Origin of the sequence: Halosolutus gelatinilyticus, from assembly GCF_023028105.1 — an archaeon.
Lineage (GTDB): Archaea > Halobacteriota > Halobacteria > Halobacteriales > Natrialbaceae > Halosolutus > Halosolutus gelatinilyticus.
The window spans coordinates 213,475-229,729 of the sequence record NZ_CP095492.1; the positions used below are offsets into that span (position 1 = coordinate 213,475).

Annotated in this window: 13 protein-coding genes and 2 pseudogenes; 7 read left to right on the top strand and 8 right to left on the bottom strand. The window is 63.5% G+C overall.

The annotated features are described in order from the left end of the window. Positions 1 to 175 precede the first annotated feature (175 nt). From MUH00_RS20085 to MUH00_RS20095, 3 genes and pseudogenes are all read right to left on the bottom strand, one after another. Positions 176 to 422 (bottom strand): annotated as a pseudogene (locus MUH00_RS20085) (HVO_A0114 family putative DNA-binding protein); the annotation flags it as partial. Continuing rightward, positions 422 to 931 (bottom strand): PIN domain-containing protein, encoded by a 510-nt coding sequence (locus tag MUH00_RS20090; protein WP_247004611.1) that lies wholly within the window; start codon positions 929 to 931, stop codon positions 422 to 424. The pseudogene MUH00_RS20085 and the gene MUH00_RS20090, both read right to left, overlap by 1 nt. After that, positions 932 to 1,222 (bottom strand): UPF0175 family protein, encoded by a 291-nt coding sequence (locus MUH00_RS20095; RefSeq protein WP_247004723.1) that lies wholly within the window; start codon positions 1,220 to 1,222, stop codon positions 932 to 934. It lies immediately after the preceding gene. A gap of 135 nt (positions 1,223 to 1,357) precedes the next feature. Between MUH00_RS20095 and MUH00_RS20100 the strand changes: the two are divergent. Together MUH00_RS20100 and MUH00_RS20105 are read left to right on the top strand one after the other, a co-directional pair. Then, a pseudogene (locus MUH00_RS20100) lies at positions 1,358 to 1,489 on the top strand (hypothetical protein); the annotation flags it as partial. Positions 1,490 to 2,003: 514 nt separating this feature from the next. After that, positions 2,004 to 2,252: a universal stress protein gene (locus MUH00_RS20105; protein ID WP_247004725.1), complete on the top strand. Its 249-nt coding sequence runs from the start codon at positions 2,004 to 2,006 to the stop codon at positions 2,250 to 2,252. A 28-nt stretch (positions 2,253 to 2,280) separates the two neighbouring features. Here MUH00_RS20105 and MUH00_RS20110 read toward each other — a convergent pair whose 3' ends face one another. The 3 genes from MUH00_RS20110 to MUH00_RS20120 all read right to left on the bottom strand — a co-directional run bounded on the left by MUH00_RS20110 (position 2,281) and on the right by MUH00_RS20120 (position 6,808). Next, positions 2,281 to 3,615 (bottom strand): permease, encoded by a 1,335-nt coding sequence (locus tag MUH00_RS20110; protein WP_247004613.1) that lies wholly within the window; start codon positions 3,613 to 3,615, stop codon positions 2,281 to 2,283. A 290-nt stretch (positions 3,616 to 3,905) separates the two neighbouring features. Next, a complete protein-coding gene (locus tag MUH00_RS20115) occupies positions 3,906 to 5,234 on the bottom strand; it encodes an APC family permease (RefSeq protein WP_247004615.1) in 1,329 nt (442 codons plus the stop codon). After that, complete coding sequence (locus MUH00_RS20120; protein ID WP_247004617.1) at positions 5,231 to 6,808, bottom strand: ABC transporter substrate-binding protein; 1,578 nt, start codon at positions 6,806 to 6,808, stop codon at positions 5,231 to 5,233. Before MUH00_RS20120 ends, MUH00_RS20115 begins: the two co-directional genes overlap by 4 nt. 516 nt (positions 6,809 to 7,324) lie before the next feature. Between MUH00_RS20120 and MUH00_RS20125 the strand changes: the two genes are divergently transcribed. From MUH00_RS20125 to MUH00_RS20140, 4 genes are all read left to right on the top strand, one after another. Then, positions 7,325 to 8,614 carry a cation:proton antiporter domain-containing protein gene (locus MUH00_RS20125; RefSeq protein WP_247004619.1) on the top strand — a complete coding sequence of 430 codons (1,290 nt, stop codon included), beginning with the start codon at positions 7,325 to 7,327 and terminating at the stop codon, positions 8,612 to 8,614. Between the two features lie 116 nt (positions 8,615 to 8,730). Continuing rightward, the gene (locus MUH00_RS20130) at positions 8,731 to 9,825 is read left to right on the top strand and encodes an AI-2E family transporter (RefSeq protein WP_247004621.1); all 1,095 of its coding nucleotides are present in this window, start codon (positions 8,731 to 8,733) and stop codon (positions 9,823 to 9,825) included. Between the two features lie 227 nt (positions 9,826 to 10,052). After that, complete coding sequence (gene rdfA, locus MUH00_RS20135) at positions 10,053 to 10,808, top strand: rod-determining factor RdfA (RefSeq protein WP_247004622.1); 756 nt, start codon at positions 10,053 to 10,055, stop codon at positions 10,806 to 10,808. Next, positions 10,805 to 12,592, top strand: a complete 1,788-nt coding sequence (locus MUH00_RS20140; RefSeq protein ID WP_247004624.1) for an archaea-specific SMC-related protein — start codon at positions 10,805 to 10,807, stop codon at positions 12,590 to 12,592. The genes rdfA and MUH00_RS20140 overlap by 4 nt, the downstream gene beginning before the upstream one ends. Positions 12,593 to 13,673: 1,081 nt before the next feature. On the opposite strand, the gene MUH00_RS20145 is transcribed toward MUH00_RS20140, so the two are convergent. Then, a complete protein-coding gene (locus tag MUH00_RS20145) occupies positions 13,674 to 14,735 on the bottom strand; it encodes a CNNM domain-containing protein (protein WP_247004626.1) in 1,062 nt (353 codons plus the stop codon). A 128-nt stretch (positions 14,736 to 14,863) separates the two neighbouring features. Here MUH00_RS20145 and MUH00_RS20150 point away from each other — a divergent pair, with 128 nt between their 5' ends. Continuing rightward, positions 14,864 to 15,124, top strand: a complete 261-nt coding sequence (locus MUH00_RS20150) for a hypothetical protein (protein WP_247004628.1) — start codon at positions 14,864 to 14,866, stop codon at positions 15,122 to 15,124. Between the two features lie 58 nt (positions 15,125 to 15,182). On the opposite strand, the gene MUH00_RS20155 is transcribed toward MUH00_RS20150, so the two are convergent. Then, positions 15,183 to 16,070: a universal stress protein gene (locus MUH00_RS20155; protein WP_247004631.1), complete on the bottom strand. Its 888-nt coding sequence runs from the start codon at positions 16,068 to 16,070 to the stop codon at positions 15,183 to 15,185. Positions 16,071 to 16,255: the final 185 nt, after the last annotated feature.

Sequence of the window (16,255 nt, forward strand, 5' to 3'; positions counted from 1 at the left end):
CGACGCTGCTTAAAAGTGAGATCGTTGCGAGTGAGAACTACTGTATAACATTGACGGAGACACAACGTCCGACCCTTTACTCTCGATTATCACCGTAGCAGGAGACATGTCCGCTCGAGATGTGGCTTGAGTTTTTCGCGTCGTTTCAGCATTCGCTTCGGATTTTAGTGCTACACGAGACATCACGATCGACAAGGCGAGCAGTCTCGCGCATACTCGTTGGATTACTGTTCTACAATTGCCTGAATCAACTCAAGCCGAAGCGGTGTGAGGTTGGAAACGAGGTCGTCACAGGTTCCAAACTGGAGGATCGACCGTTCGGCACCTTCATCTGCAACTCCTTCTTCCGAATCCGTGACGAACTGTAGTGTGTCCTCACGGAGCTGTTCTCGATCGCCGATAGCGATGTATAGCGCCGTTATTAGTTGAATGACTCGAGTTTCCGAACGAGTTTTGTGTACAAATTTGGTGCACAGTACCAGCCTTCTTCGATCATTGAATCAATTGTCTCACGCGCTTCGGAGACGGTAATGTGTCCCTGCTTAGCGCACAAGAGAACGATGTAGGCTGTCCCCCGAGTCTCGATACCTTCGATTTCTGCAGCCGTTCTCCCATAGGCTTCGTCCATGACGGCGATCGCATCAAGTGATGCAGCACATCCAAGGACTGCCACATCAGCGTCACTCAAATTTGGGTTTTGTTCTAACCGGCCCACAAGCTGAGAGTCATCAACTGCGATGACTTCAAAAAGCCCAGCATCAATACACTGCTCGATACGACGAGCATCGGTATACCCCCCTTCAAGACCGGTGGTAACGACCTCCGAGTGAATTTGTTGAGGAAGATGACACTCTCCATCGAGGTTGGAGACGAGATGGAGTTGATCGACCTTTGCGAGGTAAATTAGCGGCGTCGCGTCGAAAACCCACATTCACAGTTCCTCGAGATCGTCTTCGAGGTGATCGCCCGATACCCACGTGATGTCATGATCCTTTGCGAGCTGGGCAAACTCCCAGACGGACATCTCTGCAAGTTGGGCGGCCTTCGTGAACGAAATTTCATCAGCAGCGAGCCGTTTGAGCGCTTGCTCTTGACGCCACTCTTCGAGCCCTTCCGAGAGGAGTTTTCGTACTGCTGTGCTCCGATCTAGCCGTTCTTCTTCGAGGTATTCTTCCAGTTTCCCCTCGAGATCATCCGGAACCCGAGTCGATATCGTTCCCATGGTGTATGCTATGTTTGCAATGTATACAAGCGTTTCGCTCATTCTGGTTGCCCTCGCTTCCATCGTTCGAGATGGTTCAGGGAGGAAACGCGATTCATCACCGAGGAACGGGCGGCGGAGGAGCGCGACTACCAGGTGCTCGTTCCCCTCGCGGACCCGAGTAACGCCGAGCAACTGATCCGCGCGGGAAGCGCGATCGCCCGCCGCGAGGACGGCGAACTCCTGCTGACGAGCGTGGCGACGGTGCCCGAACAGACGCCGCTGTCCGAAGGTCGGCACTATGCGGACGAGCAGCGCGACCTCCTCGACGGGGTGCTGGAGTACGTTCCTGACGACGTCCCCGTACACCAGACCGTGACGATCGGCCACGACGTCGGAACGAGCATCAACGACGTCGCGTACCGGCGCGATAGCGATCTCATCGTCCTGGGGTGGCGGGGGAGGCGCAAACGGTTCTCGGACTACGCACTCGGCTCCAACATCGACACCGTCGTCGAGAACGCGCCGTGCGACGTCGCCGTGGTGAAGACCGACGGAGCGACAGCGTCGAGTCGTGTCCTCGTGCCCACGGCCGGCGGACCTCACGCGGACCTCGCGGAGCATTTCGCGACCGCGTACGCGGACGTCGGTGCCGACGTCACGCTCTTTCACGTCGTAACCGACGGCGTCGGCGACGCCGCCGAGTCGTTCTTATCGGAGCGCCAGGAAGCGTTGGCCGCGGACGGCGGCGTCGACCGACGTCGATACCGCGATCGCGTCGGAGGACGATATCGACGACGCGATCCTCGAATACGCCCGCGACGGAGGGTTCGACACGATCGTCATCGGGGCGACCGGCGAGGGCATCCTCCAGCGCGTCCTGTTCGGCGAGATCCCGGAGACGATCGGCGAGGAGTTCGACGGAACGGTCGTCATGACGCGGAAACACCGCCCCGTCCAGTCGGCCCTGAAACGGTTCGTTCGGAAGTGGGTCGGAAAGGGCGCGCGAGCGACCGATCTCGGGTCGTCGACGTCGGGCACCGACGCCTGACTCCGCCGCGCCGTCTTAGGCCGATCCGTCAGTCGGTCGTCTGTGCGTGTGCCTGCTGGCCGCCGGCGCCGCTCTCGGCGAGGTCCGATCGGTGCAGCCAGTAGAGGGCGGCGAAGATGACGGTCGCGATCGCGTTCAGCACCAGTTTGTAGTCCACCTCGATCGAAACGTCCGCGACGGTCGCGCTCGACTGCGGCGGAACGAGCCCCAGTCCGGCGAAGAGGAAGTGGACGACGACCCCCACGACGACCGCGGAGACGAAGATCATCCCGGAGAGGACGGCAGCGAACGTCGTGCCGTAGTACTCCCGGTAGGCGTCGACGATCGGCGGGACGATCAGGTCGGCGTAGATATACGAGAGGACGCTCCCGAACGGGAGGCCGTTCGTGTAGAGCACGGCCGCGAAGGGAACGTTTCCGACCGAACAGACGAACGTCGCGACGCCGATGAGCGCGCCGACCGCGGACGTCCAGAGGATGTACGTCGGCACGCCCAGGACCGGTCCCGAGAACACCGACGTCCACACGCTGCGGGGGATGAACCCGGCGACCAAGCCAGCGAAGACGAACCCGATCGCGATCTCGTCCCAGAGCATTCCCCACTCCTTCCACTGTTTGTCGGCGAGCGCTTTCCACCCCGAGAGCGACGTCGCCTGCTCGCGGATCGTCGTCTCCGCCTCCTCGGGGTCGAAGCTCTCCATGCACGACTTCGAGCAGAAGTAGTAGGTCCGCCCGTCGACCTCCGTGGCGTACTCGGTTTCGTCGGGGTCGACCTCCATCCCGCAGACGGGGTCCCGCACCGTCTCGGTTCCCTCGTCCCGAACGGTTTCCCGGGCCGTCTCGATCACGCCGTCAGGGACGGCGTAGACGAACCCCAGCGCCATCAGTCCGATGAGGAGCAGCCCGCCGACGAAGTCGGCCACGACGAACTGCCAGCCCAACAGGAGGAACATCACGATCCCGATCTCGACGACGAGGTTCGTCGAGGCGAACATGAACGCCCCCAGCGAGGCCGACGCGGACGCACCCTTCTTGAAGAGGTTCTTCGCGGTGGCGATCGCGCTGTAGGAACACGACGAGGAGACGAACCCGAACAGCGAGCCGTAGCCGAGTTCCCGCGGGCCGTGTCCTTCCAGCAGGTCCGAGACCGCCTCGGTCGAGGTCCACGCCTCCACGCCGCCGGCGATCGCGAAGCCGACGACCAGCGCCCACCACGTGATCCACGCCATGGCGATCGTCGTCGTGACGAACTCGCGCGTCCCGTCGACGAAGAACTGCGCGAGCGGTTTCGGCGTCGTACCGATGCCGATACCCACTACCGCGAGCGCGACGACTACCAGTATCGGGTACTCCTCGCGGTCCATATCCCCGAGTACGGCGCGGTCACTTAATGGGATTGGGACTGAGATAGCGGGGGTTCGATCGCCGGTCCAGTTTCGTTAGTTAAGCGATCGCCCGGAGAGATTTCGAATCGACAACTCCATCCGCTGGAGCTTTCGGAGACGAAACGCCGGTTCGATCGCGTCCTGTCAGAGGGCTCCCTCTCCTACTGCAGGCGGTCTCTATTCCTTTCGCGTGTGACCGGACGGATTCCTCGTCGGGCGGCTCGGTTCGTCCGAGTCGCCCCTGCTCCGCCCGCGATCGGCCAGTCGAGTTACAGCTGCTTTTCTACCTCCCGGAGTCCTTCCTTGATCGACTGTCGCTCGAAGTACACGCCCTCGACGGTGAAGACCAGAACGGCGATGACGACGACGAGCCAGAACACCGACGGCATCTGCGAGTAGAGGTACCAGAGGAGCATGACGAAGAACGCGCCCGAGCCGATCGTACCGACGAGCGGGGGAACCGGGTTGATGTCCGCCTCGTCGCGTTTGGCCAGCGCCGTCGCGCTCATCGCGCCGAAGACGGCGATGAAGGCGAGCGAGGCGAACTCCACGACGGATTCGAGGCTCCCGAGCGTGGTAAACGCGGCAGTGAAAAAGCCGATGACGAGGACGGCACGCGCCGGGGCGGCCTGCGCATCCGGATCGCCCATCCGATCGGGGAGGATGCCGTCGGAGATGAGGTTCTTGGCGAAGATCGCTTCGCTGAACAGCGTCGAGTTGATGGCACTCGCCGTCGAGATGAGCCCGGCGATCCCGACGGCGAGCGCGAGCCACTTCGAAATCACGAGGCCGCCGTAGAGCAGTGCCGCTTCGGGCTGGGCGGCGACTACCTCCTCCGGAAGCAAACTCGTGATGACGAACCCCACGAGGATGTAGATGAACGCCGCGATCGGGATCGAGATGAACGTCGCTTTCGCGAGCGTTTCGTCGGGATCGTCGAACTGCTCCTGATCGTAGAACAGCAGCTGCCACCCCTCGAAGGAGACGAACCCGATGGACGCAGCGAGGATCGGGTTGAAGTTGTGACTCGAAAGCGATCGTACGAGCGACGAGAGGCCGGGCTGGAGCAGCTGATTATTGAAGCCGAACCAGAGTGCGATGAAACCGAAGGCCGCGATCACGCCGGCCTGGATGAACACGAGATACCGTTCCACGGCGGCCGTCGAGCCGGCCCCGAGGAGATTGATTCCGACGAAGACGGCGATGACGCCGATCGAGAGGAACTGCCGACTCGGCAGCCCCCAGACGTACTCCACGCCGAGCATCATCTGGGTGTACGCGCCGAACGCGTAGGCGTACATCGCCATCGTCCCGATGTAACCCACGACGAGCGTCCAACCGACCACGCCCGCGATCCTCGTCCGGCCGGTGAGTTCCTCGATGAACGTCACCGAGCCGCCGTTCTCTTCGGTCAGATCGTTGAGCTTGATATACGAGTAAGCACAACAGAGGACGACCACGGTCGCGATGGAGTACGCGAACCAGGTCAGCACGCCCGCGGCCGCCACGACGATGCCGATCGCCGCGTAAATCCCTCCGCCGACGATGCCGCCGACGCCGAGGGCGACGGCCGTCCCCACGCCGAAGTCCTGGCTCATGATCGGACCCTCACGACCTCGTCCTCGCCCGCGAGTCTGGGGTTGACTTCGGCGATCGGATGCACCTCGAAGTTTCGCACTCGTTGGGCCGTGGCGAAGCTGTTCTCGAACGAGCAAATGGGGAGAACGACGCGATCGGTGAGCAGTTTCGTGATCGCCGTCTCGTAGCGCGATCGCCGGCGCTTGCGGTCGGTCATCGATCGCGCCTCGGACAGCGGTTTCATGATTTCGTCGTCGGTGGAGAAGATCCCATTCGTTACTCCCAGCATGTTCTCGTGGAACGTCGGGTAGAGAAACGAGTCTGGATCGGCCGTGCCGGCGATCTCGCCGACGAACACCGAGTAGTCGCGCTCCGAGCCCGAGACGTACGATTCGAGGTAGCGCTTCCACGGTTTCGCGGTCACGAGCGCACCGTGGCCGGCGTCCCGAATGCCGCCGGCGATCGCCTCGCCGAGTTCCTTCCACGTCGGGTCTTTCGACGTCAAGATCCTGAGGCGCCCGGGCGTCTCGTCGGCCTCCCGAAACAGCTGTTTCGCCCGGTCCGTACTTTTCCGGTTGGGAATTTCCTTCCACTCCCCGATCGGCATGTTCCAGTCGTTCGCGATCCGTCCCGGTAAGGGGCTGTACACCCGATTTCCAACGGGTTTGATGAACTCGTCGACGGCTTTGTCCACGTCGATGCAGTAGCTGATCGCCTCCCGGACTTTCGGGTCGGTCGTCGGTCCCTCGTTCAGATTACACCCGAAGTAGTAGGTTCGGTACCCGTTTTGCCGGTACACGTCCGCGTCGGTCACGTCGCGGATGTCGTCCGCAATCTGCGGATTTACCGGCTCGATCGCCTCGCTTCGCCCGGTTCGGAGGCTCATCATCTGGGTGAGCGGCGACTTGACGTACACCATCGTTAGCTGGGCAATCTCCGGCTCCGGTCGGCCCCAGTACTCGCCCCAGCGGACGAGCTGGGTCTTCTGTTCTTCGGAGAACTTTCGCACCTCGAACGGCCCGCTCCCGATCGGTTTCTTCGCGAACGCCGCCCGATCGGCTTCCCGAGCCTCCTTGGGGACGATCGGCCGTGTGAGCGCGTACGAAACGGTCGGAAACGGATGCCGAAGGTGAAACCGTACCGTGTGATCGTCGAGGGCCTCCACCGACTCGATCGCGTCGACCTCCCAGGCTGGCGCCGTTCCCTCTTCGACCGGCGCCTCGAACGAGTACATGACGTCCTCAGGCCTGACGCGGCGATCGTTCTGAAAGCGCGCCGCCTCGTCGATCGTCACGTCGATCCGCCGTCCGTCGTCGGCCGTCGTCGGCCGGCCAGCCGCGATCTTCGGAACGGTCTCGGTGTCCGGACCGTAGGCGTAGAGCCCGTCGAAGATCCGGTTGATCGCCTGCTTCGAACCGACGTACTTCGCCTCGATCGGATCGAGCGTAACCGGCGGTCTGAGGGTCCCGATCCGAAGGTGCGGACCCGGCGGCGTTCGAGCGAGGGCCGAACAGCCCGCGAGCGCCGCGGCGCCCGCGGCACCGATTCCCGCGAGTAAATCTCGCCGGTTCGTCGAGTGGGTATCTCCGTCCATTATTTGATTTGAGCGGCATCGCTCGGGTTCTCGGTTCGAGATCGACTCGGATGGGATCGCGACAGCCGGTCGGACGCCCCCGGTCGCGGTCGCGTCCGTCGGTCCGCGATCGTCGTGGCCACTTTCCCGTTCGTCGTCACGCGTCTCGGCGGCGTGCCGCGGGACGCCGCGAAATTACGGCCCGAGCAAACACCATTTCGCTTCGACGTACGAGAACGACGATAGCCAGGCTTCTGCTTGCTATTGTCGACCGAGATGACCGATTCCGAACGGCCGTCGGATCCGTTCGTTCGGCGTGAGCTGCCGCGCGCCGGGGCGGTAGATCGTGGTTCCTCCCGGACCGGTGCGCCGACGAACGTCGCCGTGGCGGACGATCCGCGGCCCGGATCGGTCGGTCGCCCGGTGTGAGAGCGCAGGCCGAATCCCTATCCCACCGACCGACCCAACGACGGCTGTGCTCGGGTGTTCGAGTATTCGTCTCTCTCGACGCTTCGGAAGACGAATGGCTCCAGACGCATGCAAGAACTGAACGTCGCCCTCGTCTCGATCGGCGGACTGACGGTGCTGTTGAGCCTCGCCGCCGGGCTTCTGGAGGACCGGTCGTACCTCCCGTCCGAGCCGATCGCGGCGACGGCACTCGGGGTCGTTCTGGGTCCGTCCGGGTTGGATCTCCTTCACCTCTCGGGCTTGGGGGAACCGCTCGCGGTCCTGGAACAGCTCGCCAGGCTCACGATGGGACTCGCGGTGATGGCCGCGGCGCTCAGGCTTCCCGGACGGTACTTCCGGGCGAACGACCTCGCGATGACGGTCGTCCTCGTTCCCGGACTGGTCGCGATGTGGCTCGTCAGCGGCGGGCTCGTCTACGCGTTGCTCGACGTCCCGCTCTGGACCGCGCTGCTCGTCGGGGCGATCGTCACGCCCACCGATCCGGTGCTGGCGGGAACGATCGTGACGGGCGACATTGCGGAGCGGTACATCCCCGAACCGATTCGCAACCTGCTGACCGCCGAGTCCGGCGCCAACGACGGTCTGGCGTACTTGCTCGTCTTCCTCCCGGTTCTGGTCCTCGAGCATTCGCCCGGCCGAGCGCTGGCCGCCTGGCTGTTCGAGACGTTGCTGTGGGAAGTCGGCGCGGCCGTCGCGATCGGGGCTGCCGTCGGCGCGGCCGTCGGCTGGATCGAGCGCGAGTCCAGCGAGCACGCCCTCCTCGAAGAATCGTCGCTGCTCACCATCACGATCGCGTTCTCGTTCGCCGTCCTCGGCGGCGTCAAGCTGCTGGGAAGCGACGGCGTCCTCGCGGTGTTCGTCGCCGGATTGTTGTTCAATCGCTTCGCCCAGGCCAGGGACCGACTCGACGAGCAGAAGGTCCAGGAAGCCATCCTTCGACTGTTTACGTTCCCGGTCTTCGTCGCCTTCGGTCTGGCGCTCCCCTGGGAGCAGTGGCTCGCACTCGGCTGGACCGGCGCGGCGCTCGCGGTCGGAATCCTCCTCCTGCGTCGCCTGCCGATGGTCTTCGTCTTCGATCGGTTCGTCGATTCCGTCGACGATCGCGGCGCGCTCTTCGCGGGTTGGTTCGGCCCGATCGGGATCGCAGCCCTATTCTACGTGACGGTCGCCCACCGCCTGATCGGGAATGAGATCCTCTGGACGGCGACCAGCCTCGTCGTTGCGAGTTCGGTGCTGGTCCACGGTCTCACGGCCTCTCCGCTGACGAAGCTGTTCGGCCGGACGACGGATCGGGACCGATCGCAGTCGGCGGCCGACGGGAGCGAGCCGGAGCCGGAATCCGCGTTCGCCGACGGGTGACGGCCGCCACCAGCGACGTCGAGACGAAAACGCCGAGGACGTAGGCGAAGGCGGCCCCCGACGAGCTTCGCAGTCGCACGCCGGAGGCTTTTGCTGCCCGTTCCCGTAGGCCGACTATGTGCGCCCTTAGCCAGTGGGAGTGGGACGCTCACCGGATCATCTGGATCGGTCTCGGACTCGTCGTCGCCCTGGCGATCGGGTTCGCGCTCTTCTCGTACCTGGGGACCCTCCTCTTCGCGATCTTTCTCTACTACGCCACCCGGCCGCTCTACCGCCGGCTCGATCGCCACCTGAACCACCCGAACGTGACGGCGACGGTTACGATCCTGCTGATCGTCGTTCCGATGGTGGCCGTCGTCTGCTACGCCGGGCTCGTCGCCCTCCAGGAGCTCAACCAGTTCCTCGCCGGGAGCGACATCGGCGCCTACCGATCGGCGCTCGATCCGTACCTCGCGATCGCCCGGCAAGGGAACGTCGATCGGCTTCGGGAAGCCCTCGCGTCCGACACGGGCCGGTCGGTCGCGTCGGTGCTCCGACAGGGACTTCCGGACGTCCTCAATCGTCTCTCGACGGTCGCCGGCGTCGCCGTCGGCGTGCTCGCGCGGTTTTTTCTCATGCTCACGTTCCTCTTTTACCTGCTGCGCGACGACGGACGACTCCGCCAGTGGTTCGTTCGCAGCGTCGACGGCGACGAGGATCTCGTTTCCTTCCTCGACGGCGTCGACGACGACCTCGAGACGATCTTCGTCGGTAACCTCGCGGTGGTCGGGGTCGCCGCCCTCGTCGCCGCCGGCACCTACGTCGGCCTGAACCTGCTCGCCTCGGGGCAGGTCGTCGGCACGCCCGCGCTGCTGGCCGTCCTGATCGGCATCGGAACGCTGATCCCGGTCGTGGGAATGAAGATCGTCTACGTCCCGTACGGCCTGTACCTCCTCGCGCTGGCGCTCGCGACCTCGACGCCGCTCTGGCAGCCGATCGCGTTCTTCGCGCTCTCGCTCACCGTCGTCGACACGATCCCGGACTTCTTCGCCCGATCGCTGCTCTCGGCGCGCAGCGGGATTCACATCGGGCTCGTCCTCCTCGGCTACTTTCTCGGGACGCTGGCGTTCGGCTGGTACGGCCTGTTCCTCGGCCCGATCGTCGTGGTGCTCGCCGTTCACTTCGCCCACGAGCGGTTCCCTCGCCTCGCGACCAGTGCCCTCTCCTCGTAAGTCGAGCGTCGACCGGAGCAGCCCCTGGTTTTTCGAGGCGACTCGATCGGTCCCGCGTGCGATGTCTCGACCGTCGACGGACCCGCTTCGGTTTCGGATCGCGGTCCGATCATCCCTCGGGGACCGTCTGACTTCGATACGCACTCGAGTGGGGCTGACAGGGACTCAGTACTTGTCAGTCGGGATAGCGCTAATAAGTCTGGGTACCGAATTGCGTAGCCAATACAATGTGTAAAGTCGACGACCTCATCGAGCGCTACGATCTCACGCCATCGCGTGACGGGTACGAGACGCTCGATGAGTATCTGCTCGCCCGGTGGAAAGGCGTCGACGGACTGGAGAGCGAGGGGTATCAGGCCCTAACCGAGTGGTTCAATAAACAGGTGCTCAGGGGCGTATACGACGAGCAAGGTCGCGATATCGCGGCGTACAGGATCGATGCCGAGTACGAGATCCTGACCGGCGATCGCGATCTCCGTCACGACGAGTTGGCGGCCGACCTCGCGGCGGATTCTATCGACACCGACGAGCTGGAGGACGAGTTCGTCTCCTGGAGCACGATGCGGCGCCACCTGAACGGGTGTCTCGACGGCGAAAAAGAACCGGCGAGATCGACGTCCGACTGGGAACTCGAGAGCGTTGAGGTCGCTCGGTCGAAAACGAGAGAGAAAGCGCGAGCGGCATTGCACTCGCTCTCGTCGAAGGGGCGCCTCCCGGGGGCGGCGAGCGCCGACGTCGATATCCAGGTCAAGTTGACCTGTCCGGAGTGCCCCACTCGGATCCCGATCGAAGACGCCGTCGAACGAGGCTACATCTGTAAGGATCACGGTCGGACCGTTCCGCGAGAGTCCGACGGCGACGAAGCGCCCAGCGGCGTGCAACAGGCGATACTTCCTCCTGGACTGGCTCAGATCGGCGTCTCGCTCACCGACGACTTGGTTTACACGCTCGATTTCGTCGCTGCGATGGGTGGCGCGATATGACTTGGGCCCTCTCGCTCGCTAACATCGCCGGGATTCGAGAGGGACGAGCAGAACTTTCTCGCGGCGTAAACGCGATCCGAGCCAGTAACTGGCAGGGTAAATCGAGCTTTTTAGCCGGCATCGAAACGGCCATGGGAACAGCAACTCCCCTCACGGAAGGCGAGGAACGCGGGCACGCCGTGTTAGAGACCTCGGACGACGCGTACCGGGTCGAACTGCGGCGCGAGAACGGTCGCGTGGTGAGTTCCGGGTCGCCGTTTTTGACCGATGAATACGGTCGCGTCTGCGCCGAACTGTTCGCGTTCCTCGACGAAACGAATCCCGTTCGGCAAGCCGTTAGAAACGGAGACAACCTTGAGGACGTGTTGACTCGGCCCCTGGATTTCGAGAACATCGACGAACGGATCGCCGAGTTGCAACGCGAACGGGAGCAAGTCGACGCCGAGCTAGAGCAAGCCGAAACGGCAGCCGAACGCCTCCCCTCGCTCGAATCGACGGTGGCCGCGCTCGAATCGGATCTCGAGGATCTTCGCGACCGACGCGAGGAACTCGACGCGGCAGGCGCCGCGGGCGATGACGAATCAGGCAACAAACTGAGCGAGGCGCGAGCCGACCGCGATCAGTTGGAACGTCGGATTCGCCGACTCGAGGAGACGCTTCGGAGCGCGCGCGAACGACGATCGACGCTCCGAGAGGAGCTCGACGCGCTCGACGTCGACGAGAGCGACGAGTTAGAGGCGTCGCTCTCGACGGCGCGGTCGGAACTCCGCGATCGCGAGCGGGATCTCGAACTCTTGCAGTCGATTTACGAGGCGAACAAGCGGATGTTGGACGAGGATCGGCTCGATCTGCTCGCCGGCGTCTCCCGATCGCTGACCGACGACGCGGCCGACTGCTGGATCTGTGGCCAGGAGACGACTCGCGACGCGATCGAATCGTCGATCGCCGAACTCGGCGAGCGCGTTCGGACGTTGCAGGACGATGCGGAGTCGTACCGCGATCGCGTCGACGAACTCCAATCACGAATGAGTGCGATCGAGAGCCAGCGGAAACGGAAGCGTCGTCTCGAGTCGGATCTCAGGGAGGCAGAAGAGACGATTTCTACAAAGAACTCGCAACTCGAAACGGCGCGCGATCGACGCGACGAACTTGAGACGGAGATCGACGACCTCGAGGAGAGCGTGCAGGAAGCCACCGACGAACGCGCCGAGGTCGAAAGCGAGATCAAATACCTCGAAGCCGAGTTGGACGACGCGTCCGACGAACTCGACCGAGCGGACCGACGCGCATCGAAACGACCGCAACTCGAGGACGCGCGCGCCGAGATTTCCGACGAACTGACGACGCTTCGCGAGCGCAAGGAGACGATCGAGCGCGAAACCCGCGAGACGTTCGAACGCGAGATGCGGGAGCTCGTCGACGAGTTCGAAATCGGCTTCGAAGTCGCCCGATTAACCGGGTCGTTCGAGCTCGTTATCGCGCGAGAAGGGCGGGAAACGACCGTGGATGCGCTCAGCGAGGGCGAAGTCGAACTGGTCGGGCTCGTGGTGGCGCTCGCCGCTCACGAGGCGTTCGAGGTCGACGACCTGGTGCCCGTTATTCTGTTGGACGGACTCGGGAGTCTCGCCTCGGATAACCTGGCGAGATTCGCCGAGCTCATCTCCGAGCGGGCGCCGTTCATCGTGCTGACCGCCTATCCCGAGTCCGAGTCGATCGGCGGACGGGAGATCGATCCAGCGGGGTGGGACGTCGTCTCCCGAGAGCTCCACGCGGGAAGCGACTGATCGGCGCCCCTCTCCTCACGAGCGGCGATTTCGACTCGTCGAATCCTCGCACCGCGATCGACCGGCAGCCGCCGTTCCGCGGAGTGACCGCAGGACACTGCCCCCGCTTACCGGACTCGACGACGGCGGCCGGTCAATTGTCGTGTGTCTCACAAAAGTACGACTGTAAATATTCGGCACTCGTCCGGAGCGAAGCCGTCAGTACGAAGCGGACGGAAAAACCGCGAGGTGAGCGGTCCGAGGGCGTCGTCGCCGTCGCTTTCGACGAGCGCGACCCCTTGCTTGCGGCCCGGAACCGATCGATCACCTGTACAGATCGGACCGCCGAAACGCTGCGCCCATCACCACGGCGACCGGGATAACCTCCAGTCAACCGACCCACATGTTGACGATCAACACCGCTTTTCCGGCGTCCGGAAGATCGGGACCGGTGATACCCGCGGATGCACTGGTCGTCCGGATCGATAGGGAAAGCGAGGCCATCACGCCCACTGGAGAGACGACGATCGAACGGGGCGATTTCGTTACGGTTCACTCGCGTACCGGGATCACTGACGACACCCTGAACGTGTTTACTGGTAGATAGGTGCGCTACACGTATTGTCGGTGGTACGGGAAGTGGACGCGCGGCGAGAAGCCGACGGCCGAAGCCGTCGCGAAGTCGGAGGGCGATGCGTCTCTCAATCCCGCGGACGCCGTCGATCGGATCGACCGAGTTCTCTCGTCGAGGCCGCTCCAGCGAGACCTTCGCATCGGGACGGCGGAGATCAAGCGACGATTCGGCCGCGATCGGTTCAGATCTGCGTTCAAGAGAATCGTCGAAGCCGCACTCCGGGGACAGGCCGATCGCATCGAATCCCCCGGCGTTCGCGATCGTCTCCGAGGAGTAACGGCCCCCCTTCGTCAGCTCACCGTACGGATTCGACGGCAGTCGATCGTCACAAGGACTAAGGGTCTGTCAACGCGATCTAGCTCGGCGGGTAATTCCTGCTGTGATACGAGTTGTCTGCTGGTTCCTGCCGTGATACCTAGCTGCTGCTGGCGACGGCGAAGCACGATCGTGGAGCGTCCGAGGAATCGGTTACTGCTCCAGGTCGATCGGATCTTCGACGTCACCCACGATCGACTCCAACAGATCGGTGATGGTCACCAGTCCGACGACTGCGCCGTCCTCGATTACCAGCGCGAGTTCCTGGTGTTCGGCCTGGAACTGGTCGATCGCGTCGCTCACGTCGGTATCGGGCGAGAGCGTCATCGGCGGGACCGCCGCCGCTTCGAAGTCGATACGGCCGTCGTCCTCGTCGTCGAGGAACCCGCGGCGCTCGAGTAGCGATGGGACGTACACGATTCCCCGAAAGTCCGAGAGGCCCTCGCCGACCAGCGGATATCGAGTCTGGGGTTGCGCTTCCATCCGCCGGAGGTTCTCCTCGGCCGGCACCTCGGTCGAGAGGGCGATGACGTCCTCGGGCGGGACCATCACCTCGCGCACCGGTCGCTCCCCGATTTCGAGAGCGTTCAGCACCTCATCACGCCGGTCTTCGGACACCGCTCCCTTCTCGAGGACCTCCCCCAGCCGGTGACGAAGATCGGCCCGCGATTCGATGACGTCCGCTTCGGCTTCGAGCCAGGCGCCGGTCATCTCGATCCCGAACAGGCGCAGGGTCGCCTTCGCTACTCCGTCGCCGAAGCGGATCAGGGGAGAGATCAACCACGCGAACCAGTACAGCGGCCGCGAGCCGTACCGGCAAACCTGCTTCGAGCGCTCGACGCCGAGGTACGTCGGCGTCTGCTCGCCGTGGGTAAGGTGGACCATGTTGATGAGGAAGAACGCGAGCAACGACCCGGCACCGATCGTCGCGAGCGAGGATCCCCGGAACACCGGTTCGAAGAGCGCCGCCAGTCCCGGCTCCGCGACGATCCCGAGCGCGATGCTCGTCCCCGAGATCCAGATCTGGCACGTCGTCAGGTACACTTCGAGGTCGTCGGTCATCTCCCAGGCGCGCTGGAGGCCGGGCGTGTCGAACTCGGACTCGGGGTACTGGCGGGCGCGGGTCAGCCCGAACTCGATCGCCACGAAGTAGGCGTTGATCAGAATCAGCGCGCCGCCGGCGAGCAGGCGGGCGCTAATCTCGATCGGCGTCATTGTCGTCCATACCAGACGGACGCGTAAGTGACTGGGGCCGGCAGCGACGTCGGATTCGCGTCTCGCGCGAGGCCAGCCTTGCACATCCTGCCGTCCATCTTAACGGCATCGGGATGGACGATCGTAACATGGCCAGTGTTAATAAAGTCGAGACCGAGGACGAGTACATCCACGTTCGCTTCCGCGATCCCGACGAGTTCGACGAGATTCGGACGCCCGACTGGGCAGAAAATCCGGCCCACTCCGTTTCGGAGGGAAGCGAAGTGCGAATGGGGAAAGCAGAGGGCAGCGATGACTGGAAAGTAGAGTCGGTTCTCATCCAGAAGAACGTCGGCGAAGACAAAGCCGAGGAACAGGCGAAGGAGATCGCCGAGAAGATCGAATCGTAGTACCGCCCGCTGGCGGTCTCGCGAACCGACGTCCCGAATTCGTGTTCGAGTCGGATCCTCACCTCGAATTAGACTCGTCCGTCCGCTCCGTACAGGTTAGCACCGGGACGGGCGCGGTGCGGATGACACGATCGGCGAAACTCCCGAGCAGGACTCGATCGATACCGGACCAGCCGTGGGTTCCCATCGCGACGAGGTCGATCGCGTTCGAGTCGGCGTACGAGGCGATCTCGTGGGGCACCGAACCGGATTCGATCGCAGTGACGACGTCGGAAACGCCCGCCTGGACCGCGGTTTCGGAGGCCTCTGCGAACAGCTCCTTGACGTTCTCCTCAACGTCCGCGGGGATTCGGGCTGATCGCGGATCGATCGTCTCGGGGAGTTCGTCGTAGACGAACAGGAGGTGGAGCGTCGCACCGGTCCGGGCCGCGACCTCGGCGCCGAGGTTGAGTGCGATCTGTGCGTGATCGCTGCCGTCTGTTGGAACGAGCACGGCACCGTACGGATACGACCGTCGCACATCCTCCCCCGCGCGAACCGTCAGGACTGGCATTTCGCTCTCAGTAACGACATGCTCTGTGGTGCTCCCCAGTACGTACTCGCCGATTCCGTGCCGACCATGCGCGCCCATTATGACGAGTCCGACGTCACTGGTGTGGGCGTACTCGACGATCACGTCGCGGGGGTCTCCCTGGATGACGTGATCGACGACGGCGACGCCACGGTCTTCGGCGCGCGATCGCGCCTCGTCGACGATCTCTTCGCCCTCTTCTTCGAGTACGTCGACGACCTGCTCGCCGAGGCGGACGAGGCTGGGTTCGTTCGTATTCGCGACGTAGAGGAGGTGCAGTACGACGTCCGTCTCGGCGGCAACATCGATCGCGTGGTCGAAGGCCGCCGTCGCAGGATCGCTACCGTCGATCGGTACGAGGATCGGATCGTCCATACGTGTCGTTCGGTCCGATGGGGTTTACGTGTAAGGTAACCGTGGAGCTCGTTCGACAGCTAGATGCAGCACCACGTCTGTCCCATTTGGTTTACTCTCAGCGGGCGCTATTCAGAGTAGAGTGACGGAGTACGGCGACGGAATTCGTGGAACCTACGGCAGAATTCAGTTATCTCGGTGAGCTC